We start from the raw sequence: 24718 nt of genomic DNA on the forward strand, positions 1-24718 counted from the left end.
CACCCCCCCTTTCAATAAAAACTCTGCGGGTCGATATCGATCGCCATGCGCAATTCGCCTCGCAATTTGAACTGCCCCGCCCAAGCTGCCAGCGCCTGCTGCAATGGCGCGGCCTTATCTGCCTTGACCAGCAATCGCACACGGTGCCGCCCGCGAATGCGGGCGATGGGGGCCGGTGCAGGTCCAAAGACCTGCGCGCCGATCTGGCGCAAGGGCGCGTCTTGCCGTGCCATGGCTGTGCCCAGATCAAACACCTCTTGGACGTCCGTGGACGACAGCACGATGCCGGCCATCCGCCCATAGGGCGGCACGCCAGCGGCACGACGTTCACCCGCTTCGGCGGACCAGAATGCCTCCTCATCGCCGCCCAGAATGGCGCGAATGACGGGGTGTTCGGGCTGGAATGTCTGCAAGACAGCCTCGCCCGGGGCCTCGGCGCGGCCTGCGCGACCGGCCACCTGACGCATCAGTTGAAACGTCCGTTCTGCCGCGCGCAGATCGGACCCTTGCAGGCCCAAATCCGCATCAATCACACCCACCAAAGTCAGCTTGGGAAAATTATGCCCCTTGGCCACCAATTGCGTGCCCACAATGACATCCGCCTCCCCCCGCGCGATGCTTTCGATATGCGCTTTGAGGGCACGGGCAGACCCGTATAGGTCCGACGATAATACAGCCACGCGGGCCTCGGGGAACAGCGCCTGCGCCTCTTCGGCCATCCGTTCCACACCGGGACCGACGGGGGCAAGCTTGTCTTCTGCCTCACACGACGGGCAGACCGTGGGCATGGGCTTTGTTTCCCCGCATTGATGACACATCAGCCGTTTGAGAAACCGGTGTTCAACCATCGTCGCATCGCAATCGTCGCATCCGATCTGGTGCCCGCACCCCCGACAGATCGTCACCGGCGCATAGCCGCGCCGGTTGAGAAACAGCAACGATTGCTCCCCCCGTTCCAACCGGTCGCGAACCTTTCCGGCCAAGGTGGGCGACACCCACCGCGACCCGGGCAAGTCTTCAACCCGCATGTCAATTGCGGACATATCGGGCAGCAGCGCCGCGCCATAGCGCGCGGTCAGAGTGACGCGGGCATATTTGCCCGCTTCCACGTTGGCCCAGCTTTCCAAGCTGGGTGTGGCCGAGGCCAGCACCACTTGTGCGGCATTCAAGGACGCGCGCAGCACGGTCATGTCGCGGGCGTTATACAGCACCCCGTCTTCTTGTTTGTAAGACGTATCATGTTCCTCATCGACGATGATCAGACCCAGATCGCGATAGGGCAGAAACAATGCGGATCGCGCCCCCACGATCAGTTGCGCCTCCCCCTGTCCGACCATTTTCCAGCACCGCCGCCGTTCGGTCATCGTCACACCGGAGTGCCATTCCGCAGGCTTCATGCCAAAACGCGCCTCAACCCGGGTGATGAATTCTGAGGTCAGCGCGATTTCGGGCAACAGCACCAACGCCTGACGACCCACACGCAGACATTCGGCCACGGCTTCGAGGTAGACTTCGGTCTTGCCCGATCCGGTCACCCCCTTCAGCAGCGTCGTCCCGTAGGTTTGGGACCGCACGGCCTCGCGCAATACCTTGGCGCCAGTTTCCTGATCGTCGGTCAGGGTCTTGCGGCCATAGTCGGGGTCCAGCCGCGGGTAAGGCAGATCTCGGGGGCTGTCTTCTTCGGCCACGGCCCCCAGTTTAACGAGGCCTTTGACCACCGACGACGTGACCCCCGCCATCTCTGCCACTTCCTTGAGCGTGAAGGACAGCCCGCCATAGTCGCGCAGCACGTCCAGCACCTTGCGCCGCGCATCGGTCATGCGGTCCGGTTCGACCGATCCCAAACGGTAGACCTTGCGCATGGACGGCGCATCGCCCAAGCCCGGCGCACGGGTCGCTAGACGCAGCATCGCAGACATCGGCGTCAACGTATAATCCGCCGCACGGGTCAGGAACTGGCGCATTTCATCCGCCATCGGGGCCACGTCCAAGACGCGGATCACAGACCGGACCTTCGCATAATCCCAATCCCCACGCCCGGCCCCCCAGACCACGCCCAGCACTTTGCGCGGGCCCAAAGGCACCTCAACAAAGGCGCCCAGCGCGCAGCCCCCCTCTGGGGCTTTATAATCCAGCACGCGGTCGATGGGCTGCGTCGTCAAGACGCCCACCAACTCACCTTCATGGAAAAATGTCTGATCCATCCCTTACCCCAGATACCGATCGTGCAGTGGCAACGAGGCGCCATTAGACACCCCCCGCGCGCGCCCCGCAACCAGACCTTTCGATTTGCGGTTCGTTGCGCTATGAGGTGGCCCAATGTTAGCCCTAACACACAGCCCAACCAAGAACGGGAGCCCTTCCACATGAAATTCTTTGTCGACACAGCAGACGTAGACGCCATCGCTGAACTCAATGAGCTCGGCATGGTAGACGGGGTGACCACCAACCCCTCCATCATCGCGAAATCCGGCCGCAATATCCTCGAAGTAACCAAGGAGATTTGCGATCTGGTCGACGGCCCCGTGTCCGCTGAAGTTGTTGCCGTGGACGCAGACGCGATGATTGCAGAAGGCCGGAAGCTGGCCAAGATCGCCGACAACATCGCCGTGAAAGTGCCGCTGACATGGGACGGGTTGAAGGCCTGTAAGGTTCTGTCCGGTGAGGGCAACATGGTGAACGTCACGTTGTGCTTCTCTGCCAATCAGGCGCTGTTGGCCGCCAAAGCGGGGGCCACGTTTATTTCCCCGTTCATCGGGCGTCTGGACGACATCAACCTCGACGGGCTGGAGCTGATCGAAGACATCCGTACCGTCTATGACAACTTCGGGTTCGAAACACAGATCCTTGCAGCGTCCATCCGGTCCGCAAACCACATGTCCGAATGTGCCAAGATCGGCGCCGATGTGGCGACTGCGCCACCAAATGTCATCAAAGCCATGGCCAACCATGTGCTGACCGACAAAGGGCTGGCCGCGTTCCTTGAGGACGCCAAAAAGGCCGACATCAAAATCGTCTAAGGGCGGGATGATCTGACGATCAGCGCCTGCGGCGGGCGTGGCTGGGGGCGCTGCCCCCCGGCCTTCGGCCTCCCCCCGAGGTATTTGAGAACCAGAGAGCTTGAGCCGTCCCGGAAAGCCTCCGGACGGAGGGTTTCAGGCGAAAGCGGGCGGAGCCCATGGCCGTCTTGGAGAGGCCCCAGCGGAGGTTTTCAGTTGAGAACGGGCGCAGGCCCGAAGGATCCGCGCGGAGACGTGCGGGCCTGCAACACTTTCGGGACATCTGAAATAACCCTAGCGCGGCAGCGGGCGCGCCTGCTAAACACCTCAGCAATCAATAAACGAGACGAGCGATGAGCAGTGATCCCCTTCTGACCGACGATGTTCGGTCCAAAATCATGTCCGATCCTCAAGCCCTGCTGGAAGATCAAGACATCATGCGCGCCTTGGTCACGGCCAATGAGGCCACGATGGGCGGCAATATTGTGGACTTGCGCGGCATCGCCATGGACCGGCTTGAGGCCCGTCTGGACCGGCTGGAAGACACCCATCGCAATGTGATTGCTGCCGCTTATGAAAATCTGGCGGGCACCAACCAAATCCACCGCGCGATTTTGCGGATGATGGACGCGACTCGGTTTGAACCTTTCTTGCAGGATTTGCGCGGCGAAGTGGCAGATATTCTGCGGGTGGATGCGGTGCGTCTGGTGCTTGAATCCGCATCGTCCGAGGCCGATCCTGCAATCGCCCAGCTGAGCGATATTTTGTCCGTGGCTGAGGCCGGCTTCGTTCAGGATTACATTTCCTTGGGCCGGTCTGCGCCTGCCCGACAGGTCACTCTGCGTCAGGTCAGCACGGAAGACGCCGAGATTTTTGGCGAAAAGGCCCCCTATATCCGGTCCGAGGCCTGTTTGCGCCTTGATCTGGGCGTGGGCCGTTTGCCCGGCATGCTGATCTTTGGCGCCGAGGACCCGCACCAATTCACGCCCCAGCAGGGCACCGATCTGTTGACCTTCTTCACCGGCGTCTTTGAACGCGTCATGCGGCGGTGGCTCAGCTGATGGAACTGCGTTGATGATCAGCGCGGCCCTCACGGACGCCTTGGCGGGCTGGCTGGACCATCAGCGCGCCTTGAAAGGGGCGGCTGACAACACGTTAAATGCCTATCAGACCGATGTGATGGGCTTTCTGGGGTTCATGACGCAACACCATGGTGGCACCCAAGGGCTTGGCCCCCTCAGCCGGATCACCGTCAGCGATATGCGCGCATGGATGGCCCATGAACGGGGACGCGGGGTCGCGGCGCGGTCCCTCGCGCGGAGCCTGTCTGCGGTCAAGACCTTCTATGCATGGCTGGCGGAACGGGAAGGGTTTGAACCCACCGCCGTGTTGTCCACGCGATCCCCCAAATTTCAAAAGAAACTCCCCCGTCCACTGGCCCCCGATGCGGCGCGCGCCATGATCGACACGGTGGAAGTTCAGGCCCGTGACCCTTGGGTCGCGGCGCGGGATACAGCCGTGGTGACGCTGCTTTACGGCTGTGGGCTGCGCATATCGGAGGCACTGGCCCTCACGGGGCGCGATGTGCCCCTGCCCGAAACACTGCGCATCAAAGGCAAAGGCGGCAAGGAACGGCTGGTGCCCGTCCTACCTGCGGCCCGCGCGGCAGTGGCGGCCTATCTGCGCGCCTCCCCCTATCCGGCAGAGCCCGACAGCCCGATCTTTCGCGGCACCCGCGGCGGGCCCCTTTACCCCCGTGCGATCCAGACGGTGATGGCACAGGCACGTATGCAGCTGGGCCTGCCCGCCACAGCGACCCCGCACGCCATGCGTCACAGCTTTGCCACGCATCTGTTGAACGCAGGCGGCGATCTGCGCGCCATCCAAGAACTGCTGGGCCATGCGTCACTGTCGACCACGCAGGCCTACACCGCCGTGGACACCGCCCGTCTGATGGAAGTCTACGACGCGGCCCACCCTAAGGCCGGTTAGCCAGACTTGCCCCCTGCCCCCAAATCCGTCATGTAGCCCGCCATGACTGCCGCATACAAAGCCCTCGCCGTTCACTGGCTGACCGCCACCGGAGCCGTCTTCGCCATGCTCGCCATGTTGGAAGCGATCAACCGCGATTGGGCCGCGATGTTCGTCTGGCTCATTGTGGCTTTTGCCGTGGACGGGATCGACGGGCCGTTGGCGCGTAAATATGACGTCAAACAACATGCACCGCAGTTCGACGGGGTGCTGCTGGACCTGATCATCGACTATCTGACCTATGTGTTCATCCCCGCCTATGCGCTTTATGCTTCTGGGTTGATGGACGGATGGTCGGGCTGGGTGGCGATCATTGTGATTACCTTCACCTCGGCGCTTTATTTTGCCGACACGCGCATGAAAACCTCGGACTATTCGTTTTCGGGCTTTCCGGGCTGTTGGAACATGCTCATTCTGGTGCTCTTTGCCCTGACGCCACCCTGGTGGGCCTGCCTGATCCTGATTGCGGTGCTGTCGGGGGCCATGTTTGTGCCGGTCAAATTCATCCACCCCACACGTACCAAACGCTGGCGCATTGTATCGCTGCCCGTGGCCCTTGCTTGGACGATCTTTGCTGGCCTTGCGGCTTGGGCATCGTTTGATCCGACACCAGTGGTGTTCTGGGGACTGATGGGCACCTCCGTCTACCTGCTGTTTGCCGGTGCCGCGCAACAGCTGCTGCACGGGCCAGAAGGCTGACGGACACGCGCCTCGGTCATGGGTCCCGCGCGGGTCCTCTCTTCATCTGGCTAGAAAAACTCAAATCCTACGGCTTAGATCAAAAATCCGCCGGCGCCTTCGTGGCGCAACAGGGCAACTTTGGTCTCCACCCCGCCTTTGCCGGAAAACCCGGTCAAACCCTTTGCGCCCATGACACGGTGGCACGGAATGATGACCGGAATGGGATTGCCCCCGCAGGCAGACCCGACAGCCTGCGCCGGGGCGCCGAGCGCCTTGGCAATATCGCCATAGGTCACTGTTTCCCCATGGGGAATGGCCCGCATCTGCGCACAGACTGCACGCTGAAAGTCGGACCCTTCGACACGCAGCGGCAGATCAAACGCCGCTAGCTCCCCTGCATCATAAGCGCGCAATTGGGCCGCGGCTTCGCGCAACAAAGGGGTGTCGTCACGGCCGTCGCCGTCCCACTGCAGCCGGACAATGCAGCCGTCGTCTTCCACGACACTCAAGGGCCCGAATTGGGTCATCTGGGTGAACATCAACATGGCGACAACCGTCGCCCAAACCGGCCCGCGCCTCAACCCGAAGCCTGCGCAAACCCTAAAATTCCGGAATTTTAGGGCATCGCCACGGCCATCATCGTGGCCTGCATTGTCGAGATTTCAACGCCATCCGCGAAAGCAGACCCGCGCGTGACGCTCAGGGTGCGGCCCGCTTTGACGACCTCTCCTTCAAAGCGGAACATCTCACCCCGTGCCGGGGCCAGAAAATTTGACTTGAATTCGACCGTCAAAACCTCGCGGTCCGCAGGCATCAGGCTCAGGGCCGCAAACCCACAAGCGCTGTCCAAAACGGTCGTGACCGTACCCGCATGCAAAAACCCGTGCTGCTGGGTGAAACCCGCAGCGAACGGCATCTCGAACACCATCCGACCGGGGTCGAGCGATACGATCCGCACGCCCAACGTGCCCATGACCCCTTGTGCCAAAAAGCCCGCTTCGCAGCGGGCTTTCCAGGTGTCGTCCTTAGGCGTCATTCAGCGCCTCATCACAGCGCCCACAGACGCCTGCGTGATCATGGGTGCCCACGTCTGGCAGGATTTTCCAGCACCGCTGGCACTTCTCGCCCTCGGCCTTGTCAAAGACCACGCCCACACCGGGCACATCATCCAGCATGAACGCGCCCTCAGGTGCGTCCCCTTCGATAAGGTCGATCTGGCTGGTGATGCACAGGTCCGCGAACGTGTCGGGGTTGGTGATGATCGCGGCCAGCTCAGCCGAAAGATAGACCTGCGGTGCCGCTTCCAGTGACGACCCGATCACCTTGGCTGTCCGCTGACCCTCCAAGGCCCCTGTCACAACGCGGCGCACTGCGCGCACGGTTTCAGACCGCGCGGCCAATGCATCGTCGCGCCAAGCCGCTGGTGTCTCAGGGAAGTCGACCAGATGGACCGATGTGTCGGCGCCATTGCGTTCCAGCCAGACCTCTTCCATCGTGAAAGTCAGGATCGGGGCCAGCCACGTGGTCAACCGCGCATAAAGCGCATCCAGCACTGTCAGGGCCGCCAACCGCCGTGGGCTGTCACCATCACAATAGAGAGCATCTTTGCGGACATCGAAATAGAACGACGACAAATCCAGCGTGGCAAATTCAAAGATCGCACGGAACACGCCTTGGAAATCATAGGCGGCATAGCCGTCACGCACCACGCCGTCCAACACGGCCAGCTTGTGCAGGATCAGCCGTTCCAACTCCGGCATATCCTCCACGGCCACCGCATTGGCCGGATCGTAATCCGCCAAGGACCCCAGCATGAAGCGCACCGTGTTGCGCAACCGGCGATAGCTGTCGGCCACGCCTTTGAGGATCTCATCCCCGATCCGCAGATCGACAGTATAATCGGCCTGCGCCACCCAAAGCCGCAAAATATCCGCGCCATATTGCTGGACGACCTTCTCAGGGGCCACGGTGTTGCCGATGGATTTGGACATCTTCATGCCCTTCTCGTCCAGCGTGAACCCGTGGGTCAAAACCCCACGGTACGGCGCGCGGCCAATGGTGCCACAGCCTTGCAACATGGATGAATGGAACCACCCGCGGTGCTGGTCGGTGCCTTCCAGATAAAGATCGGCGAGACCGTCTTCGGACCCGTCCTCACGGTCCCGCAAGGTAAACGCATGGGTCGATCCGGAATCGAACCAGACATCCAAGATGTCCATGACCTGCACCCACTGTTCGGGGTCATATTCATTGCCCAAGAACCGCGCCTTTGCCCCTGGCTTGTACCAGGCATCCGCGCCTTCTTCCTCGAAGGCCTGCAAAATCCGCGCGTTCACGGCCTCATCCCGCAGCAGATAATCCGCATCTGTGGGCTTGGCGCCTGCGCGCACAAAACAGGTCAGCGGCACGCCCCAGGCGCGTTGACGGGACAACACCCAATCCGGCCGCGCCTCGATCATGGCATATAGCCGGTTACGTCCCTTCTGCGGGGTCCACGTCACCAGCTCATCAATTGACCGCAATGCCCGTTCGCGGATCGTGGTGCCATAGTCATCCTGCCCATCGCCCACCGCTTTATCGACAGCGGCAAACCACTGCGGCGTGTTGCGATAGATCACCGGCGCTTTGGAGCGCCAGGAATGCGGATACGAGTGTTTGATCTTCCCGCGCGCCAACAACCCGCCGACCTCAGCCAGCTTGGACATGATCGCGGCGTTGGCATCACCCTCCCAGTTCCCCTTCTTGGCCTTCTCGCGCAGGATGCGTTTGCCGCCAAAGAACGGCAGGTCCTCGCGGAAAGTGCCATCGTCCATCACGTTGTAGGTCAGCACCTGATCGAGCATCCCAAGATCACGGTAAAGCTCGAACTCCTCCATCCCGTGGGACGGCGCACAATGCACAAAGCCCGTGCCTTCCTCGTCGGTGACAAAATCAGCGGCACGGAAATCACGCAGGTCGTCCCATTCGCCGTTCGAGCCTTCAGTGCCCGCCAACGGGTGCTTCAACGACAGGCCAGACAGTTCATCCGCCGTGACATCACGGACCCGTGCCCACATGCCGTCTTCCAGCCGCGCCTTGGTGAAGACATCCGACGCCAACTTGTCGGCCACTAGGAAGCGTTCGCCAACCGAGACCCAGCTTTCCTCCGGCGTGCCGGTGATTTCATACAGGCCATAAGAATAGTCGGCCCCAAACACGACCGCCTTGTTGGACGGGATCGTCCATGGCGTGGTGGTCCAGATGACGACCTTCGCCCCCTCCAGATCGCCTGCCGTCGCGACGGCAAACTTCACCCAGACCGTGAAACTTTCCTTGTCGTGATACTCCACCTCAGCCTCAGCCAGTGCCGTCTGCTCCACCGGCGACCACATCACAGGCTTGGACCCTTGATACAGCGTGCCGGTCATCAAGAACTTCTGGAATTCCTCGGCAATGACCCGTTCTGCATGGAAATTCATCGTCAGATAGGGATCATCCCAATTGCCGGTGATGCCAAGCCGTTTGAACTCCTCACGCTGGATATCCACCCAGCCAGAGGCAAAATCGCGGCACTCCTGACGGAACTCGACCACGTCCACGGCGTCCTTGTCCTGTCCCTTTTCGCGGTACTTTTCCTCGATCTTCCACTCAATCGGCAGGCCGTGACAATCCCAACCGGGGATGTAGCGCGCATCGCGCCCCATCATCTGCTGGGACCGCACCACCATGTCCTTGAGGATCTTGTTCAGCGCATGACCAATGTGCAGATGCCCGTTGGCATAGGGTGGTCCATCGTGCAGCGTGAACGGCGCGCGGCTCTCGGCCTTCGCCTTCTCGCGCAGCTTGCCATACACATCCATCTCTACCCAACGATCCAGCCACTCAGGCTCACGTTTGGGCAGGCCTGCACGCATGGGAAACTCCGTGCGCGGCAGGTTCAGGGTGTCTTTGTATTCGTTCGTCTCAGCGGTCTTTTCGGCGCACATCTGGGGCGTCCTTCGGTTCGGAAAATGTCAAGGAAAGCGGCGGTGCGGATCGCTCATACACCTTTGCCCGGCGTCTGCACTCACAGCGCCGGGGATGTAATTCGAATAATCTGGATCAGACGCATCATCATGGGGCGCGTTATACCAACAAAGCGCGCCACGACAACCCACCGCTGGGGCCCAGTGCGACGCCCGTGGCGCGACACCCCGCCCCCGTTTCTCTGGTTCAAAAATACCTAAAAATCCAAGGTCCGCCACACGCGACCACCCCAAACGACAAAGGGCCACCCAGCGGCAGCCCTTCCCCAATCAAAAAAAACAGCGCGGCGCAGCCGCTCCGCTTACTTGCCCTCAAGCGCCTCGATCCGTGCCAAAAGGGCTGCATTCTCCTCACGCGCCTTTTGCGCCATGGTCCGTACCGCTTCGAATTCTTCACGGGTGACGAAATCACGGTCGGCCAACCAGCGGTCCACCATGGACGACATCGCCGTCTGTGCTTCATCCTTGGCCCCTTGGGCCACGCCCATGGCGTTGGTCATAAGCTGGGACAAATCGTCAAAAACCTTGTTGCGCGTCTGCATGGCACATCTCCTGTCTGTTGGGGTCTATATGGGGCCAGACCTGCCCCAAAACAAGGCATGAGTGGTGTTGACATCGCCGCACCACGGGGCACTAAAGGGGCCATGTTGGCCGCGATCCCCTTTCCCGATATCTCACCGGTGATCTTCCAGATCACGGTCTTTGGCTTCACCTTTGCACTGCGGTGGTATGCCATGGGCTATATCGTGGGCATCCTGATCGGCTGGTGGATCGCCACCCGCGCCATCAACCGCCCTGCCCTTTGGGCCAAGGGCACCCCACCCCTGACCCGCGACCAGATCGAAGACCTGCTGACATGGGTGATCATCGGCGTGATCGCAGGTGGGCGTTTTGGCTACGTCTTGTTCTACGGCAACGGACAATACGCCGAAAATCCCCTCGACGTCTTCCGCATCTGGGACGGCGGCATGTCGTTTCATGGCGGCTTCATCGGGGTCTGCATCGCCGTTGTGGTCTGCGCGCGCCGATATGGGGCGGCACTGGGCGATGTGGCCAATATTCTAGCGCTGACCGCGACGCCATCCATCCTGCTGGTCCGACTGGCCAATTTCATCAACGCCGAACTTTACGGGCGCGCCACGGACGTGCCATGGGCCGTCACCTTTCCGCAAATGTGCGTGGATCCCGCCCGTCAGGCCTGCCAGACGGCGGGCGAGTGGTTCTACACCGGCGCCGAAGTGCCCCGCCACCCCAGCCAGCTTTATGAGGCCGCCCTCGAGGGGCTGATCCTCGGCGCGGTGATCCTCACCCTTGCCTTTGTCTACGGATGGCTCAAACGACGCTGGTCGCTGGTGGCGGTTTTCCTGCTGGGCTACGGGTTGTCGCGCTTCGCGGTGGAATTTGTGCGCCAACCCGACCAGCAGTTCCAAAGCGCGGACAACCCCATCGGCTGGGCCTATGATTTCGGCACATGGGGCCTGACCCAAGGACAGGCCCTGTCGATCCCGATGATCCTCGCCGGTTTGGCGCTTATCGTGATCACCCGCTCACGCGCATGACGCTGACCCAACACATGCTGGCCCGCATCGCGGCCCATGGGCCCATGACGCTGGCCGACTATATGGCCGAGGCTTTGTTGCACCCGACCCTTGGCTATTATTCCACCCGCGACCCGCTGGGGGCCGAGGGCGATTTTACCACCGCACCGGAAATCAGCCAGATGTTTGGCGAAGTGATCGGGCTGGCGCTGGCGCAGGCGTGGCTTGACCAAGGGGCGCCCACGCCCTTTGCGCTGGTCGAACTTGGCCCCGGTCGCGGCACGCTCATGGCGGATATCCTGCGGGCCACAGCCCGCGTGGCGGGCTTTGCCCATGCTGCGCAAGTCCACCTTGTCGAAGCCTCGCCCACATTGCGGGCAGAACAAGCCAAGCGTGTGCCGCAGGCCCAGTGGCACGACGACATCACCACCCTGCCCGACTTGCCGCTGTTTCTTGTGGCCAATGAATTCCTCGATGCGCTGCCGATCCGCCAGTTTCACCGCGACGATGGCGGCTGGCGTGAGGTGATGATCGGCGGGGGTGAGGCCCTCCTCACCCCCGGCCTGTCGGCCCCCGCTCCCATCGCGCTGCTGGATCACCGTCTGAACGACACCAAACCGGGGGACATCGTGGAACATTGCCCCGCCCTGCCCGGCCTTGTGCAAACCATCGCCCAGACCATCGCCACCCTTGGCGGCACGGCGCTCTTTATCGACTACGGCGATTGGCGGTCCCTTGGGGACACATTGCAGGCCCTGCAAAACCACGCGCCCGTTGATCCCTTCGCGGCCCCCGGCACAGCGGACCTGACGGCCCATGTGGATTTTGAGGCGATTGCACAGAACGCCGCCCCCGCGCGCTACAGCCGCGTCACCCCGCAAGGCGTGTTTCTGGAACGCCTCGGGATCACGCAGCGTGCGCAAGCCTTGGCCGCAAACCTCAGCGGTCCGGCGCTTGACGCGCATATCGCGGCCCACCGCCGCTTGACGCACCCCAGCGAAATGGGGACCCTGTTCAAAGTGATCGCGCTCTACCCCGAAGGCGCGGCACCTCCACCGGGATTGGACCCATGACGCTTGAGATTATCACAGTCGACGCCCTCGCCCCGCTGCGCCACGGGTTCTTCACCCGCCGTGGCGGCGCGTCGTCCGGTGTGTTCGAGGGTCTGAATTGCGGCACCGGAAGCTCTGACCAGCATGAGGCGGTGACAATCAACCGCACCCGCGTGGCAGAGGCCATGGGCGTGCCGCTGAAACACCTGATGGGCGTGCACCAGATCCATTCCGCTGACGTTGTCACCGTGACGCAGGCCAGCCCCGATAAACCCAAAGCGGACGGGCTGGTCACAGCAACCCCCGGCCTTGCGCTGTCCGTGCTCTCTGCCGATTGCCAACCGGTTCTGTTTGCCGATCACGAGGCTGGCGTCATTGGCGCCACCCACGCGGGCTGGAAAGGTGCGTTGTCGGGTGTGTTGGAATCCACCCTCGACGCGATGGAGGCTTTGGGCGCGACCCGCGCCAACATCCACGCGGTCATCGGACCCTCGATCAGTCAACGCGCCTATGAGGTCGGGCCGGAGTTCTTCGACGATTTCATCGCCAAAGACCCCGCCTTTGCGCGGTTCTTTGTGCAAGGCACCGGCGACCGGATGTTGTTTGACCTGCCCGCCTTGGGCCTGCACCGCCTGCGGGAGGCTGGCGTTGGTCACGCCGAATGGACGCGCAATTGCACCTATTCCGACCCCGACCGATTCTACAGCTACCGGCGCACGACCCACAATAAAGAGGCCGACTACGGTCGCCTGATCGCGGCCATCACGCTTTAGGATACGTCTTTTCGACAAGAATGCGGCGGGGATCGCCACGGCGCTGCCCCAGTATTGGAGAAACAGTAAAGGGTCTGCGGACGACATTGTTCGTAAACCACTATGAAATAACGCCACAATTGGCGAAACGGGCCACAGAACGCTGGTCACATTTCCCGCAGCATTCGCACCAAATTATCTGAAAATTCTACAAAGCGGCCCCACTCATGCCCCTTTGGCGCGGCATCTTATCCCTATCGAGCAGCAAATTAGCAAAAGGGATCAACCCCATGACAAAACACACCCGTTGGATCGCCTCCACCATCGCCGAGGCCGAAGCCTGCACCACCAAAATGCCGTGGGAACGCGGACTGCGTCGTCAGGCGTTCATGGCGAGCCGCCGCGCGGTTGAGCAACTGGCCCTGAAGCCACAGCGCACAGCCCGCCCCGCAGCCTAAAACCGGCTCTTACGTTATACAGCGCGCGACCGGCGCCTCCCGTCCGGTCCCGCAACCGCCGCCCCCGCGTCGTCATCAGGGGGCGGCGATTCTATGATCCGCTCTGCCGCCCAGACGGCAAATGTGGCAGGTCCGTCGACCAATCATGAACAATCCTGACCTGTCAGCCGCGATTGATCGCGGTTTTTCGCGTTTTGGCGGTTTTGTTTGACGCATTCCGCCCCATTCGGCCACATTCATGGAAATTACAACGTTCCTCAGATGTTGTCGGTGGGGCCGACAGATGTGTGACCAACCAGTTTGGATGATCGCATGATACCGAAGACCCCGCTTACCTCCGCTTACGCGGTGGCCGACATGAAAGCACCGGTGGCCTCCTCAGCCCGGTTCGCTCAAACAGACGGACGACCTCAGCGCAGCCAGCCTCTTATGCGCCGATATGAGGTCGTCCATCTGCTTTCCAACGGGGACATCGACGACTTCACCCGCCTTGCCCCTGCAACCCCAGCGTTCGAAAACAGCTTTGGCGCGATTGCGCGCGGCGGGTTGCTGAAAACCGACCGTGGGTCGGTCGCAATCGAAGACATTTTGCCCGGTGATTTGGTCCACACAGTGACGAACGGGTTCCAGAAAGTGCTGTGGCGCGGTGGCATTTCAATCGTGCCCAACAGCGGCGAAAAGGGCAGCCAGATGAACAGGCTGATCCGCATGTCTGCGGACAGTCTGGGCATCGCGCGGCCCATGTCCGACCTGTTGCTGGGCCCTGCGGCGCGATTGTTCCACCGGTCCCCAACCCTGCAACGGGTCACAGGACACGACGCGGCCTTTGTCCCGGCCGCTGATTTCATCGACGGTATCAATGTGGTTGAGGTCCAGCCCCCCACCGCCGTACAGGCATTCCAACTGGGCTTTGCCGCCCATGAACGGATCGTCGTTGGGGGTGTCGAAATCGACAGCCAGAATCCAGGCGCGCGCCATGAACTGGGCCTGCGTGGTGATCTGTTGGAAGTTTATATGAGCCTGTTCCCGCATATGACACGGATCGAGGATTTCGGGCTGTTGTCCCACCCCCGTCTGTCGCTGCACGATCTGGATTTCGGCGTGGTCGCCTGACCGCACGCCGACCCGGCCCGACCTTGCGGTCCGATCCGGCGGCTGGTGCGGGGTTGATCACGCAACCGCGCGGGTCGCCCCGCCTAGTCGTCCAGCTTTAACCGCGCCTCAAGCACGTCGAACGGCACGCCAGGATCGTCCTTCGCGCCGCGAATGACGAGTGATGTTTTGACGGAGGCCACGTTGTCGGCCTTCAACAACTCCTCGGTCAGGAAATTCTGGAATGTCCGCAAATCAGGGGCCACACATTTGAGGATGAAATCTACCTCGCCATTGAGCATGTGACATTCACGGACCAGCGGCCAACCTTTGCAGCGCGCTTCAAACGCGCTTAAATCCGCTTCGGCCTGACTGACCAGCCCCACCATGGCGAAGACCTGAACCTCGAACCCCAGTTCGCGGGCGTTGACGTCTGCATGATAGCCGCGGATGAAGCCCTGTTCTTCCAATGTACGGACACGGCGCAGGCACGGTGGGGCCGATATCCCGACCCGTTTGGCCAGTTCTACGTTCGTCATTCGACCGTCTGCCTGCAATTCCGCAAGGATCATCCGGTCGATTTCATCAAGCTTTTGTCCTGGCATCGTTGCGTGCATCCCCTTTTGGCTGTTGCGAAACATACGTCAACCGGGGCGCTTACGCAACATTCTTTCAACATACCGCAAGATGATTTCGCACCTTCACAGCCCCGCGATCCCCCTTTTACAGCCCCGCCCGCACGCGTATATCAAGAGGCAACTCATGGGGATTCTGACATGGCCGACACACGCAAAACCAAAGTTCTGATCATTGGCTCCGGCCCGGCAGGCTACACCGCAGGCGTCTACGCCAGCCGCGCCATGCTGGACCCGATCCTGGTGCAAGGCATTGAACCCGGCGGCCAGCTGACCACCACGACGGAAGTGGAAAACTGGCCCGGCGACACTGAGGTTCAGGGCCCCGACCTGATGATCCGGATGGAGGCCCACGCCCGCGCCATGGGCTGCGAGATCATCGGCGACATCATCTCCTCGGTGGATTTTTCCAAACGCCCCTTCGTGTGCCAATCCGACAGCGGCACGGTGTATGAGGCCGACGCGATCATCCTCGCCACCGGCGCACGCGCCAAATGGCTTGGCCTGCCGTCTGAGGAAAAGTTCAAAGGCTTCGGCGTATCCGCCTGTGCCACTTGCGACGGGTTTTTCTATCGCGGGCAGGAAATTGTTGTGGTCGGCGGCGGCAATACGGCGGTGGAAGAGGCGCTGTTCCTCACAAACTTCGCCTCAAAGGTCACATTGGTGCACCGCCGCGATGAATTGCGTGCTGAAAAGATCCTGATTGACCGGCTGATGAAAAACCCCAAGATTGAACCGCTTTGGGATCACCAACTGGACGAAGTCTATGGTGGGGATAACCCGCTGGGCGTCGAGGGCATCAAGGTCAAGCACGTGAAAACGGGTGAGATCACAGATATTCCGGCCAAAGGTGTCTTCATCGCCATCGGCCACGCGCCCGCCAACGAATTGGTGAAAGACGTGCTGGAAACCCACATGGGCGGCTATGTCGTCACCAAACCGGACAGCACCGAAACCTCTATCCCCGGTGTCTTTGCAGCAGGCGATCTGACAGATCACAAATACCGTCAAGCCGTGACCAGCGCCGGAATGGGCTGCATGGCTGCGCTGGAGGCCGAACGGTTCTTGGCCGAACACGGGCAGGACGCGGACCCAGCGGCGGACCATTCCGAACCCTTAGGGTACGGGGCGCAAAACGAGCCAGCAGAATAATAGATGGCTGCAACCGACGGACCACTTCGAAAGTCGCGCCTTTCCTTGCTGCTTTTTGCCGTCCCCGCTGTGGCGATTGTGGGCATTTCCGTCGCGATCAGCCTGCCTGACGCGGGATCTGTCCGGGCCGCTTTTGAGGCACCTATGGTGGCGATCTCTCTTGTACTTGCCATCGCAGCCCTGGTTTGGGGCGGTGTTTTCATGTCCCGACCGATCGTCATGTTGACCCGCGAAGGCGTTGAACGGCCCGATGGACGGAAACTGAAATGGGCGCAGGTCACGGCAGTTGAGGCCGGAGAGGAGACCACAAACGCCCCGTCCCAAAGCGGCGCAAACCGACAAACCGTGCATGAGGTCACCCGCCTGTTTTACGGGGACGGCGAGGTGTCCAAAATCACCACCACATGGGCCGCCATCGGCCCACAGGCTGCGGGCGACCGCATCGCGGAGGCCTTCGCGCAAAGCCGCAAGCCGCAATGACCGACAGGGCCGATCATGTTGATCGCTACCTGGCCCTGACCCGCCAGACCCTGCCTGACATTGCGCGCAGCCGGGATTGGCCCGTCGTGAATGATCATTGTTTCCAACGCATTATCCTTGACCATATCGCAGGGGGCGTCTGGTACGATCACATCGCAAAACCCGCCTACAAAAACCTGACCGAAGATCAGGCCCGCCGTGCCACCGCGCTGGCAGAGGATATTTTGGCAGGCACCGTTGATCTGTGGGCACTGGATGCGCAATCGCTCACCTTTCGGGGTAAGACCCCCAAACGACGCCCCTAGAACGCGTGGCCAAAGCGCCACGCCTTAACCACCCGCGAAGTTTGTTCTTTTCTGAACAAACATTTTCGGCTAGGTGCGTTCACGAATGAACAAACCCTGAGTCGATGTCGTGACACCCCAACGTCCCGCCCCTATGACCAACGAAGAAGAGGCCCTCTTTCGCCTGCTTCGTCAGGTCAACCTGACGCCCCGCGCCTCACAGCGGGACATGGCGCAGGCTGTGGGGGTATCGCTGGGCCGCTTCAACGGGCTTTTGAAATCGGCCATGACCAGCGGGTTCATTCAAACCAGCGATCTGGACGGCAGCGACCGCCGCAAACGGGTGGCCTATGTGCTGACCCACCGTGGGGCCACCGAACAGGCGCGCCTCACCGATCATTTCCTCGCCCGCAAATTCGCAGAATACGACGCGCTTCATGCGGAACTCACCGGCACCTCCAGCGGCTATGTTCCGCCCAATAACAGGACCACTTTGATGCAAAATAACCTGGCACCAATCCCCGAACTTTATGTCTCCTACGACTCAGCACAAAAGCTGAAAGTCGAAGCAGGCGATCTGACATCCCATGACCTGACACCGCGCCAGATCTGCGATCTGGAACTGCTGATGAACGGTGGCTTTAACCCTCTCAAAGGCTTCCTCAGCGAGGCCGACTACGACAGCGTGGTCGACACCATGCGCCTGACCACGGGCGAGCTTTGGCCCATGCCGATCACGCTGGATGTCTCCGAAGACTTCGCAAGCGGCTTGGAAATCGGCCAGGACATCGCCCTGCGCGATCAGGAAGGCGTGATCCTCGCGACTATGACCATCACTGACCGCTGGGAGCCGAATAAGGCGAAAGAGGCCGAAAAAGTCTTCGGCGCCGACGACGACGCGCATCCGGCGGTGAATTACCTGCACAACCAAGCTGGTAAAATCTATCTGGGCGGTCCCGTAACCGGCATCCAGCAGCCCGTGCACTATGATTTCCGCGCCCGTCGCGACACGCCCAACGAATTGCGCGCCTATTTCCGCAAAATGGGCTGGCGCAAGGTTGTGGCCTTCCAAACCCGCAACCCGCTGCACCGCGCGCATCAGGAACTGACGTTCCGTGCGGCCCGCGAAGCGCAGGCCAACCTGCTGATCCACCCTGTTGTGGGCCTGACAAAGCCTGGCGACGTTGACCACTTCACCCGTGTGCGCTGCTATGAGGCCGTGCTGGACAAATACCCGGCCTCCACCACGTCTATGTCGCTCCTGAACCTCGCCATGCGTATGGCAGGCCCGCGTGAGGCTGTTTGGCACGGTTTGATCCGCAAAAACCACGGCTGCACGCATTTCATCGTTGGCCGTGACCACGCAGGCCCCGGTTCCAACTCCGCCGGCGAAGATTTCTACGGCCCCTATGATGCGCAGGACCTCTTCCGCGAACATCAGGAAGAAATGGGCATCGAAATGGTCGACTTCAAACACATGGTCTGGGTCGATGAGCGCGCGCAATACGAGGCGATCGACGAGATTGAGGACAAAGACAAGGTCACGATCCTCAACATTTCGGGCACCGAATTGCGCCGCCGTCTGGCCGAAGGTCTGGAAATCCCTGAATGGTTCTCCTTCCCCGAGGTCGTGAAGGAATTGCGCCGCACCAAGCCGCCACGCTCCAAGCAGGGCTTCACCGTGTTTTTCACGGGCTTCTCAGGCTCCGGCAAGTCGACCATCGCCAACGCGCTGATGGTGAAACTGATGGAAATGGGCGGACGTCCGGTGACGCTGCTGGACGGGGACATCGTGCGCAAAAACCTGTCGTCCGAGCTGGGCTTTTCGAAAGAGCACCGGGATCTGAACATTCGCCGCATCGGCTATGTCGCGTCTGAGATCACCAAGAACGGCGGCATCGCCATCTGCGCGCCCATCGCGCCCTATGCCACGACCCGTCGGGCCGTGCGCGAAGACATCGAAAGCTTCGGTGCCTTCGTCGAAGTCCACGTCGCCACGTCCATCGAGGAATGCGAACGACGCGACCGCAAGGGCCTTTATAAATTGGCACGCGAAGGCAAGATCAAGGAATTCACAGGCATTTCGGACCCCTATGACGTGCCCGTCGATCCCGAACTGCGGGTCGAAACCGAAAACGTGGACGTGGACGTGGACGTGGACAATTGCGCCCATCAGGTTCTGTTGAAACTGGAATCCATGGGCCTGATCGCCGCCGAATAATCGCGCGTTGTTTTAAACTGAGAAAGCGCCCCCATTTTGGGGCGCTTTTGCGTTCGCGCTTTAGATAATTTCATCCTCATCAAACAAGGGCGAATTCTCAAGCTGGGTGGCCAAATCCTCCACCGCTTGCGCCGGATCATCGTGGCGCACATCGGCCAGATGAAACACCGCATCGCCCTCGTTCACGACCGGCATCACCGCGCGGCCAATGATGATCCCGTCTGACGGTGCGACCAGTTCAACCTCCTCAGCGCCAAAGGGATCGGACACAGAGGCAAGGACATCGCCCTCCTCCACCACATCGCCGTCGCCGCGATAGGTCCGCAACAGACCGCCCGCAGGCGCACGCAGCCACCGGCTGGACCGGCATATCAGTGGTGTGACCTTAGCCTTGGCGATCCCTTTGGCAGGCAACATATCCATATGCCGCAACACCCGAAGGATGCCCGCCACACCCGCCCGCGCGGCCATTTCATCAAACCGCAGACCTTCGCCTGCCTCATACAGCAGGACGTCGACGCCCGCAGTCTTGGCTTCTGCCCGCAGGGATCCTTCCCGCAAGGACGAGGTCAGAATGACAGGCGCGCCAAAGACTTCGGCCAGCGCGCGTGTGCGCGGATTGTCAGGAGAAATTCGCACCTGCGGCAGGTTGGTGCGGTGAATGGCGGCCGAATGCAGATCAATCCCAAGATCGCAGCGCCTGACCACACGGTCGAGGAAAATTCCCGCCAGCCGTGAAGCCAAAGACCCCTGCGCGGACCCCGGGAACGAGCGATTTAAATCGCGCCGGTCGGGTAGATACCGCGACCGGTTGTGAAAGCCAAAGGCGTTGACAATGGGCACGACCATCAGAGTGCCGCGTAGTTTGTCCAGCAAATCAGATTGCAAAAGCCGCCGCGCGACTTCGACGCCCATGACCTCATCCCCGTGGACGGCGGCGCTGACAAAGACCGTGGGACCGGGACGTTTGCCATGGATCACGTGGACTCGCAGGCTGATGGGCGTGTGATCGGACAAAACAGAAACGGGGACGTCCACCGTTCGGCGGCTGCCCCCGTCAATCGTCTCTGTGGCAAATTCGAATGGTTTGCGTCTGCTCATGTCAGGCCCCTCTGTCGTGCCTGCCACCTTTGCCAAAAACGCCACCCGCGCAACGCTAAAATTCCGGAATTTTAGCCCACGCGCCCCGTAAGGACCCTAGTGGACCGTGACAGGCTGCATGTCGTTCTGGCGGGCCAGCACAAAAGCCATCTCACGTTCGGCGACCAAGGCCAGCTGCTGTCCCGTACTGTCGTGCACGGCAAACAGCTCATCCAGATCACCGGCGGCTTCGCGCACATCGGCTGGCAAATCCGCAACGGCCACCGCTTTCACGTAAACCAGACGGTCACCCATTTCGGAAAAATCAAACTTTGTATCCATCGTTCTACCCTTTTCGAATATTGATCGTCTGCACCACGGTTTCGGGCACCGACCGGCTTAGATCGACATGCAGCAATCCGTTTTCCATGATCGCCTCACCCACATCGACACCTTCGGCCAATACAAATGACCGTTGGAATTGCCGCGCGGCGATCCCGCGATGCAAAAACACGCGGCCTTCGCTGTCATCGGATTGCCGCCCGCGAATGACCAATTGGTTATCCTCAACGGTGATCGACAGATCTTGTTCCGAAAAACCCGCCACGGCGAGGGTGATGCGGTAGGACGTCTGCGACGTTTGTTCAATATTATAAGGGGGGTAGCCTTCGTTGCCGGATTTGGCGGTGCGTTCCACCAGCCGTTCCAACTCCTCAAAGCCAAGAAGGAACGGATGCGTTCCCAAGGTCAATTTCGTCATACGACACGTCCTCAATTCAAGCGACATCTCAATCTGCGGCCCCTGATGCGGCAACCACGTAAAGAATATGGGCAGCCTGCGGGGCACTTGCAACCCGCCCTTGCGCGGTTTTCCTTTGTTTTGGGGACCCTTGCCCTTACATTCAGGGTTCACCCTGTTGCCGCAATGGATTCGCTCATGAACAGCTCTGCCCGTATGGAACAGCTCGAAGTTCTGCGCATCGAACTCAGCGTGCTGCGTCAGGAACATCGTGACCTCGATGACGCCATCAGCGCGCTTGAGGCCACAGGCACGGCAGATATGCTCACCGTGAAGCGGCTGAAAAAGCAAAAACTGGCCCTGAAGGATAAAATCACCGTCCTCGAAGACCGCACAACGCCGGACATTATCGCTTAACGTTGCACCCCTTGCGCCTGCGCGCTAACACGCCCCCAACAGCGAAAGGTGCGACGACATGACAACCCCACCCGTCGGTATCATCATGGGCAGCCAGTCCGATTGGCCCACAATGCGCGAGGCCGCGACACTTCTGGATGAGCTTGGCATCCCCTATGAGGCCAAGATCGTCTCCGCCCACCGCACCCCCGACCGCCTGTGGAGCTACGGAAAAGAGGCCGCCGGTCGTGGCCTTCAAGTCATCATCGCGGGCGCTGGTGGGGCTGCCCATCTGCCTGGCATGATGGCGTCGAAGACCCGCGTGCCGGTCATCGGTGTGCCTGTGCAGACCAAGGCGCTCAGCGGCGTCGACAGCCTCTATTCCATCGTGCAAATGCCCAAGGGTTTTCCCGTGGCCACCATGGCGATCGGTGCGGCAGGTGCGGCCAACGCTGCCCTCATGGCCGCAGGCATCCTTGCGTTGCAGGATGCAGACCTTGCGCAGCGCTTGGACGCGTGGCGCGACGCCCTGTCCGCCTCTATCCCGCAGGAGCCTGTCGATGACTGAGCCTTTGAAAACCGGTGCGACCATCGGCATTTTGGGCGGTGGTCAATTGGGCCGGATGCTGTCTGTGGCGGCGTCCCGTCTGGGGTTCAAAACCTGTATTTTTGAACCGGGTGGGGATTGTCCGGCCTCCCATGTCGCCAACTATCACTTCCAAAAGGGCTACGATGACATCGAGGCGCTGACCCAGTTCGCCAAAGCCTGCGACGTGGTCACCTATGAATTCGAAAACATCCCCACAGAGGCCTTGGACACGGTTGAGGCGCACGCCCCCATCCATCCCGGACGCACGGCGCTGGCCACCTCTCAAGACCGGTTTACTGAAAAGAATTTCCTGACCCGCATTGGCCTGCAAACGGCACCCTATGTCGCTGTGGACGATGCCGAAAGCCTGCAGCAAGCCATCGATCAGATCGGCACGCCCGCCATCCTGAAAACCCGCCGGATGGGCTATGACGGCAAAGGCCAATCGCGGCTGATGTCCCCTGACGATGCGGACAAGGCACTCGCCGATATGGCTGGCGCGCCTGCGGTCCTCGAAGGGTTCATTGATTTCAGCCACGAAGTGTCGGTCATCGGAACGCGCAGCCTCGACGGGGCGATTGCCTGCTTTGACCCGGGCGAAAACGTACACCGTGACGGCATTTTGCACACGACCACGGTGCCAGCAAAACTCACCCCCGCCCAGCGCACGGATGCGGTGCTGCTGACGGCCAACATCCTTAACGCGCTTGAATCTGTGGGCACCATGGGGGTTGAGCTGTTCGTCACCAAAGGTGGTCTGATCGTCAACGAAATCGCCCCACGGGTGCATAATTCGGGCCATTGGACGCAAGCCGGATGCGTTATCGACCAATTCGAACAACACATCCGAGCCATTGCCGGCTGGCCCTTGGGCGACGGCAGCCGCCATTCGAACGTGACGATGGAAAATCTGATCGGCGCCGACGTAGACCGCATCTCTGACATCGCGACGACCAACACCGCGATCCATCTTTACGGCAAAGCCGACGCCAAACCGGGCCGTAAAATGGGCCACATCAACACGGTCACCGGCCCCGCGACCTAGATCAAACACACGGTGATTTAGACGCCACACAGCAGCCTTTCCAAGACAGCTTTGGTCTCCGCCCGTTCTCGACTGACAACTCCACCGGAGGTTTTCCACGACGGCTCGACCTCTCTGGTTTTCAAATACCTCGGGGGAGGCGCGGCACGCGCCGGGGGCAGCGCCCCTTCCGCCATCTCAGCCGATCACTGGAGCCCGAACATTACCCCGCCCAGCGACAAATCGGGATCAAACGCGCCGCTTTGCAAAAACGCAATCGTCTGACGCATGACCAAAGGGTTGTTCATCATAAAGGTATGGGTCACCGGCAGCACCAGATGTTCGGTCATCCCGTCCAACCGCGTGCTGTCCACGGACACTTTGCCATCATCAGGGCCGTCAATCAGGCTTGAATAATAGGCGTTTAATGTGCGGTCCCCCGCGATAATGCCCAAATCCGCGCCAGTCCATGGCAGGTTCAGCGGCGCTCCGCGATCGTCTGCGTCCTCGACACCCAATTCCATCCCCGCCGGGCCATTGACCCAAACAAACGGGTCCAGATCGCCGAAAATATCGACCAGTTCGGACCCGCCATTCGGGGGCCCCAACATCACCACACGGCCCATTTTGTCAGGGCTGTCGCTGGCCAAATAGACCCGAACCAGAATGCCACCCATGGAATGGGTCACAAAATGCACGGTGCGGTTGCCACAGGCTGCGACTGCCTGAGGGACGTTCTGATCAACCAAAGTTTCGATATCGGCGGAGGTCGAGGGATACCCTTCATTGACCACCAGATAGCCCTCAGCCTCCAGCAATTCCTGCAGCGGCAAAAACGACGTCTCAGTGCGCGCCAGCCCGTGCAACAGGACGACACATTCCTCCGCCCAGGCCGCCAGCGGCGCCATCATCAACCAAATCGTCAAAAATATCCGTTTCATACGTCCCTACATAGGTCGCCTTTGACCAAAGGGTAAGGTCAGGCTTGCCTGACCGCAGATCCCCCTTCAGGTTAGCCCCATGTCACGCCCTATCCGCCTTGCCGTCCGCGCCGTCATCGTGCACGAAACCCGTCTGCTTTTGGTAAACGCCTACGGCGGACGAAAAGATCTATGGTGCGCGCCGGGCGGCGGCGCCAATGCTCACGCTAGCCTGCCTGACAATCTGGCCCGTGAAATCCGTGAAGAAACCGGATTGACGGTGACGGTCGGGCCACCTTGCCTGCTGAACGAATTTCACGACCCTGATCGCGACTTTCATCAGGTCGAGGTGTTCTTTCGCTGCACGGTCGCGGACGGGAAATTACCGCAGGGCTGGCAAGACCCCGAGGGCGTCGTCTCACACCGACGCTGGGTCACACGGGATGAGATGGCGGCCCTGCAGGTCCGCCCCAAATCACTGGCCGCCGTCGCATGGCGCGACGCGGAAGCGCCCGCCTACGATCCGCTGGAACGGATCATCCCCTAAAATTCCGGAATTTAGGGCCGGAGCCAAAATTCCGGAATTTTGGC

The 24718-nt window shown here is 60.9% G+C and carries 27 protein-coding genes; 17 read left to right on the forward strand and 10 right to left on the reverse strand.

Annotated elements, in window-relative coordinates; translation table 11 throughout:
• Positions 1-11: 11 nt before the first annotated feature.
• Positions 12-2204, reverse strand: coding sequence for a primosomal protein N' (locus tag ACTG36_RS09245; RefSeq protein ID WP_375280176.1), 2193 nt, complete (start codon positions 2202-2204; stop codon positions 12-14).
• A 162-nt stretch (positions 2205-2366) separates the two neighbouring features.
• Here ACTG36_RS09245 and fsa point away from each other — a divergent pair, with 162 nt between their 5' ends.
• From fsa to ACTG36_RS09265, 4 genes are all read left to right on the forward strand, one after another.
• Positions 2367-3020: a fructose-6-phosphate aldolase gene (gene fsa, locus ACTG36_RS09250; protein WP_375280175.1), complete on the forward strand. Its 654-nt coding sequence runs from the start codon at positions 2367-2369 to the stop codon at positions 3018-3020.
• Between the two features lie 332 nt (positions 3021-3352).
• Complete coding sequence (locus ACTG36_RS09255) at positions 3353-4060, forward strand: DUF484 family protein (RefSeq protein WP_375280174.1); 708 nt, start codon at positions 3353-3355, stop codon at positions 4058-4060.
• Between the two features lie 13 nt (positions 4061-4073).
• The gene (locus ACTG36_RS09260) at positions 4074-4991 is read left to right on the forward strand and encodes a tyrosine recombinase XerC (RefSeq protein ID WP_375280173.1); all 918 of its coding nucleotides are present in this window, start codon (positions 4074-4076) and stop codon (positions 4989-4991) included.
• Between the two features lie 42 nt (positions 4992-5033).
• Positions 5034-5729, forward strand: coding sequence for a CDP-alcohol phosphatidyltransferase family protein (locus ACTG36_RS09265; RefSeq protein WP_375280172.1), 696 nt, complete (start codon positions 5034-5036; stop codon positions 5727-5729).
• Between the two features lie 74 nt (positions 5730-5803).
• Here the strand turns inward: ACTG36_RS09265 and ACTG36_RS09270 are convergent, their stop codons facing one another.
• The 4 genes from ACTG36_RS09270 to ACTG36_RS09285 form a co-directional block, all read right to left on the reverse strand.
• Entirely contained in the window at positions 5804-6256 is a 453-nt protein-coding gene (locus tag ACTG36_RS09270; protein ID WP_375280171.1) for a methylated-DNA--[protein]-cysteine S-methyltransferase, read from the reverse strand.
• Between the two features lie 71 nt (positions 6257-6327).
• The gene (locus tag ACTG36_RS09275) at positions 6328-6747 is read right to left on the reverse strand and encodes a PaaI family thioesterase (RefSeq protein ID WP_375280170.1); all 420 of its coding nucleotides are present in this window, start codon (positions 6745-6747) and stop codon (positions 6328-6330) included.
• The gene (gene ileS, locus ACTG36_RS09280) at positions 6737-9676 is read right to left on the reverse strand and encodes an isoleucine--tRNA ligase (protein ID WP_375280169.1); all 2940 of its coding nucleotides are present in this window, start codon (positions 9674-9676) and stop codon (positions 6737-6739) included. The genes ACTG36_RS09275 and ileS overlap by 11 nt, the downstream gene beginning before the upstream one ends.
• A 341-nt stretch (positions 9677-10017) precedes the next feature.
• Positions 10018-10257, reverse strand: a complete 240-nt coding sequence (locus tag ACTG36_RS09285) for an accessory factor UbiK family protein (RefSeq protein WP_296420772.1) — start codon at positions 10255-10257, stop codon at positions 10018-10020.
• Between the two features lie 102 nt (positions 10258-10359).
• Between ACTG36_RS09285 and lgt the strand changes: the two genes are divergently transcribed.
• From lgt to ACTG36_RS09310, 5 genes are all read left to right on the forward strand, one after another.
• Positions 10360-11274 (forward strand): prolipoprotein diacylglyceryl transferase, encoded by a 915-nt coding sequence (gene lgt, locus ACTG36_RS09290; RefSeq protein ID WP_375280184.1) that lies wholly within the window; start codon positions 10360-10362, stop codon positions 11272-11274.
• Positions 11271-12326 (forward strand): class I SAM-dependent methyltransferase, encoded by a 1056-nt coding sequence (locus tag ACTG36_RS09295; protein ID WP_375280168.1) that lies wholly within the window; start codon positions 11271-11273, stop codon positions 12324-12326. Before lgt ends, ACTG36_RS09295 begins: the two co-directional genes overlap by 4 nt.
• Positions 12323-13078 carry a peptidoglycan editing factor PgeF gene (pgeF, locus tag ACTG36_RS09300; RefSeq protein WP_375280167.1) on the forward strand — a complete coding sequence of 252 codons (756 nt, stop codon included), beginning with the start codon at positions 12323-12325 and terminating at the stop codon, positions 13076-13078. Before ACTG36_RS09295 ends, pgeF begins: the two co-directional genes overlap by 4 nt.
• Positions 13079-13347: 269 nt before the next feature.
• Positions 13348-13515 carry a hypothetical protein gene (locus tag ACTG36_RS09305; protein ID WP_375280166.1) on the forward strand — a complete coding sequence of 56 codons (168 nt, stop codon included), beginning with the start codon at positions 13348-13350 and terminating at the stop codon, positions 13513-13515.
• Between the two features lie 312 nt (positions 13516-13827).
• On the forward strand, positions 13828-14628 hold the full coding sequence (locus tag ACTG36_RS09310) for a Hint domain-containing protein (protein ID WP_439142093.1): 801 nt from the start codon (positions 13828-13830) through the stop codon (positions 14626-14628).
• 83 nt (positions 14629-14711) lie between these two features.
• On the opposite strand, the gene ACTG36_RS09315 is transcribed toward ACTG36_RS09310, so the two are convergent.
• Positions 14712-15212 carry an Lrp/AsnC family transcriptional regulator gene (locus tag ACTG36_RS09315; protein ID WP_375280164.1) on the reverse strand — a complete coding sequence of 167 codons (501 nt, stop codon included), beginning with the start codon at positions 15210-15212 and terminating at the stop codon, positions 14712-14714.
• A 171-nt stretch (positions 15213-15383) separates the two neighbouring features.
• Between ACTG36_RS09315 and trxB the strand changes: the two genes are divergently transcribed.
• From trxB to ACTG36_RS09335, 4 genes are all read left to right on the forward strand, one after another.
• A complete protein-coding gene (gene trxB, locus ACTG36_RS09320; protein WP_375280163.1) occupies positions 15384-16394 on the forward strand; it encodes a thioredoxin-disulfide reductase in 1011 nt (336 codons plus the stop codon).
• A gap of 3 nt (positions 16395-16397) precedes the next feature.
• Positions 16398-16874: a hypothetical protein gene (locus ACTG36_RS09325; RefSeq protein WP_375280162.1), complete on the forward strand. Its 477-nt coding sequence runs from the start codon at positions 16398-16400 to the stop codon at positions 16872-16874.
• On the forward strand, positions 16871-17179 hold the full coding sequence (locus tag ACTG36_RS09330) for a hypothetical protein (protein WP_375280161.1): 309 nt from the start codon (positions 16871-16873) through the stop codon (positions 17177-17179). The genes ACTG36_RS09325 and ACTG36_RS09330 overlap by 4 nt, the downstream gene beginning before the upstream one ends.
• Before the next feature lie 133 nt (positions 17180-17312).
• On the forward strand, positions 17313-19379 hold the full coding sequence (locus tag ACTG36_RS09335; RefSeq protein ID WP_439142097.1) for a bifunctional sulfate adenylyltransferase/adenylylsulfate kinase: 2067 nt from the start codon (positions 17313-17315) through the stop codon (positions 19377-19379).
• 60 nt (positions 19380-19439) lie between these two features.
• Here the strand turns inward: ACTG36_RS09335 and ACTG36_RS09340 are convergent, their stop codons facing one another.
• From ACTG36_RS09340 to ACTG36_RS09350, 3 genes are all read right to left on the reverse strand, one after another.
• Positions 19440-20480, reverse strand: a complete 1041-nt coding sequence (locus ACTG36_RS09340) for a succinylglutamate desuccinylase/aspartoacylase family protein (protein WP_375280158.1) — start codon at positions 20478-20480, stop codon at positions 19440-19442.
• A gap of 96 nt (positions 20481-20576) precedes the next feature.
• Positions 20577-20801: a DUF1150 family protein gene (locus tag ACTG36_RS09345; RefSeq protein WP_375280157.1), complete on the reverse strand. Its 225-nt coding sequence runs from the start codon at positions 20799-20801 to the stop codon at positions 20577-20579.
• Positions 20802-20805: 4 nt separating this feature from the next.
• The gene (locus tag ACTG36_RS09350) at positions 20806-21219 is read right to left on the reverse strand and encodes an Hsp20 family protein (protein WP_439142099.1); all 414 of its coding nucleotides are present in this window, start codon (positions 21217-21219) and stop codon (positions 20806-20808) included.
• 177 nt (positions 21220-21396) lie between these two features.
• Between ACTG36_RS09350 and ACTG36_RS09355 the strand changes: the two genes are divergently transcribed.
• Genes ACTG36_RS09355 through ACTG36_RS09365 form a run of 3 tightly spaced genes read left to right on the forward strand, consistent with a single transcriptional unit; the run spans position 21397 to position 23228 of the window.
• A complete protein-coding gene (locus ACTG36_RS09355; RefSeq protein ID WP_375280155.1) occupies positions 21397-21615 on the forward strand; it encodes a YdcH family protein in 219 nt (72 codons plus the stop codon).
• 58 nt (positions 21616-21673) lie between these two features.
• Positions 21674-22162: a 5-(carboxyamino)imidazole ribonucleotide mutase gene (purE, locus tag ACTG36_RS09360; protein ID WP_375280154.1), complete on the forward strand. Its 489-nt coding sequence runs from the start codon at positions 21674-21676 to the stop codon at positions 22160-22162.
• Positions 22155-23228, forward strand: a complete 1074-nt coding sequence (locus tag ACTG36_RS09365) for a 5-(carboxyamino)imidazole ribonucleotide synthase (protein WP_439142102.1) — start codon at positions 22155-22157, stop codon at positions 23226-23228. Before purE ends, ACTG36_RS09365 begins: the two co-directional genes overlap by 8 nt.
• A gap of 185 nt (positions 23229-23413) precedes the next feature.
• On the opposite strand, the gene ACTG36_RS09370 is transcribed toward ACTG36_RS09365, so the two are convergent.
• Positions 23414-24148: an esterase/lipase family protein gene (locus ACTG36_RS09370; protein WP_439142104.1), complete on the reverse strand. Its 735-nt coding sequence runs from the start codon at positions 24146-24148 to the stop codon at positions 23414-23416.
• Positions 24149-24227: 79 nt separating this feature from the next.
• On the opposite strand from ACTG36_RS09370, the gene ACTG36_RS09375 reads away from it, so the two are divergent.
• The gene (locus ACTG36_RS09375; protein ID WP_375280151.1) at positions 24228-24674 is read left to right on the forward strand and encodes an NUDIX domain-containing protein; all 447 of its coding nucleotides are present in this window, start codon (positions 24228-24230) and stop codon (positions 24672-24674) included.
• The last annotated feature ends 44 nt before the right edge of the window (positions 24675-24718 follow it).

Origin of the sequence: Pseudooctadecabacter sp. (assembly GCF_965657175.1) — a bacterium.
Lineage (GTDB): Bacteria > Pseudomonadota > Alphaproteobacteria > Rhodobacterales > Rhodobacteraceae > Octadecabacter.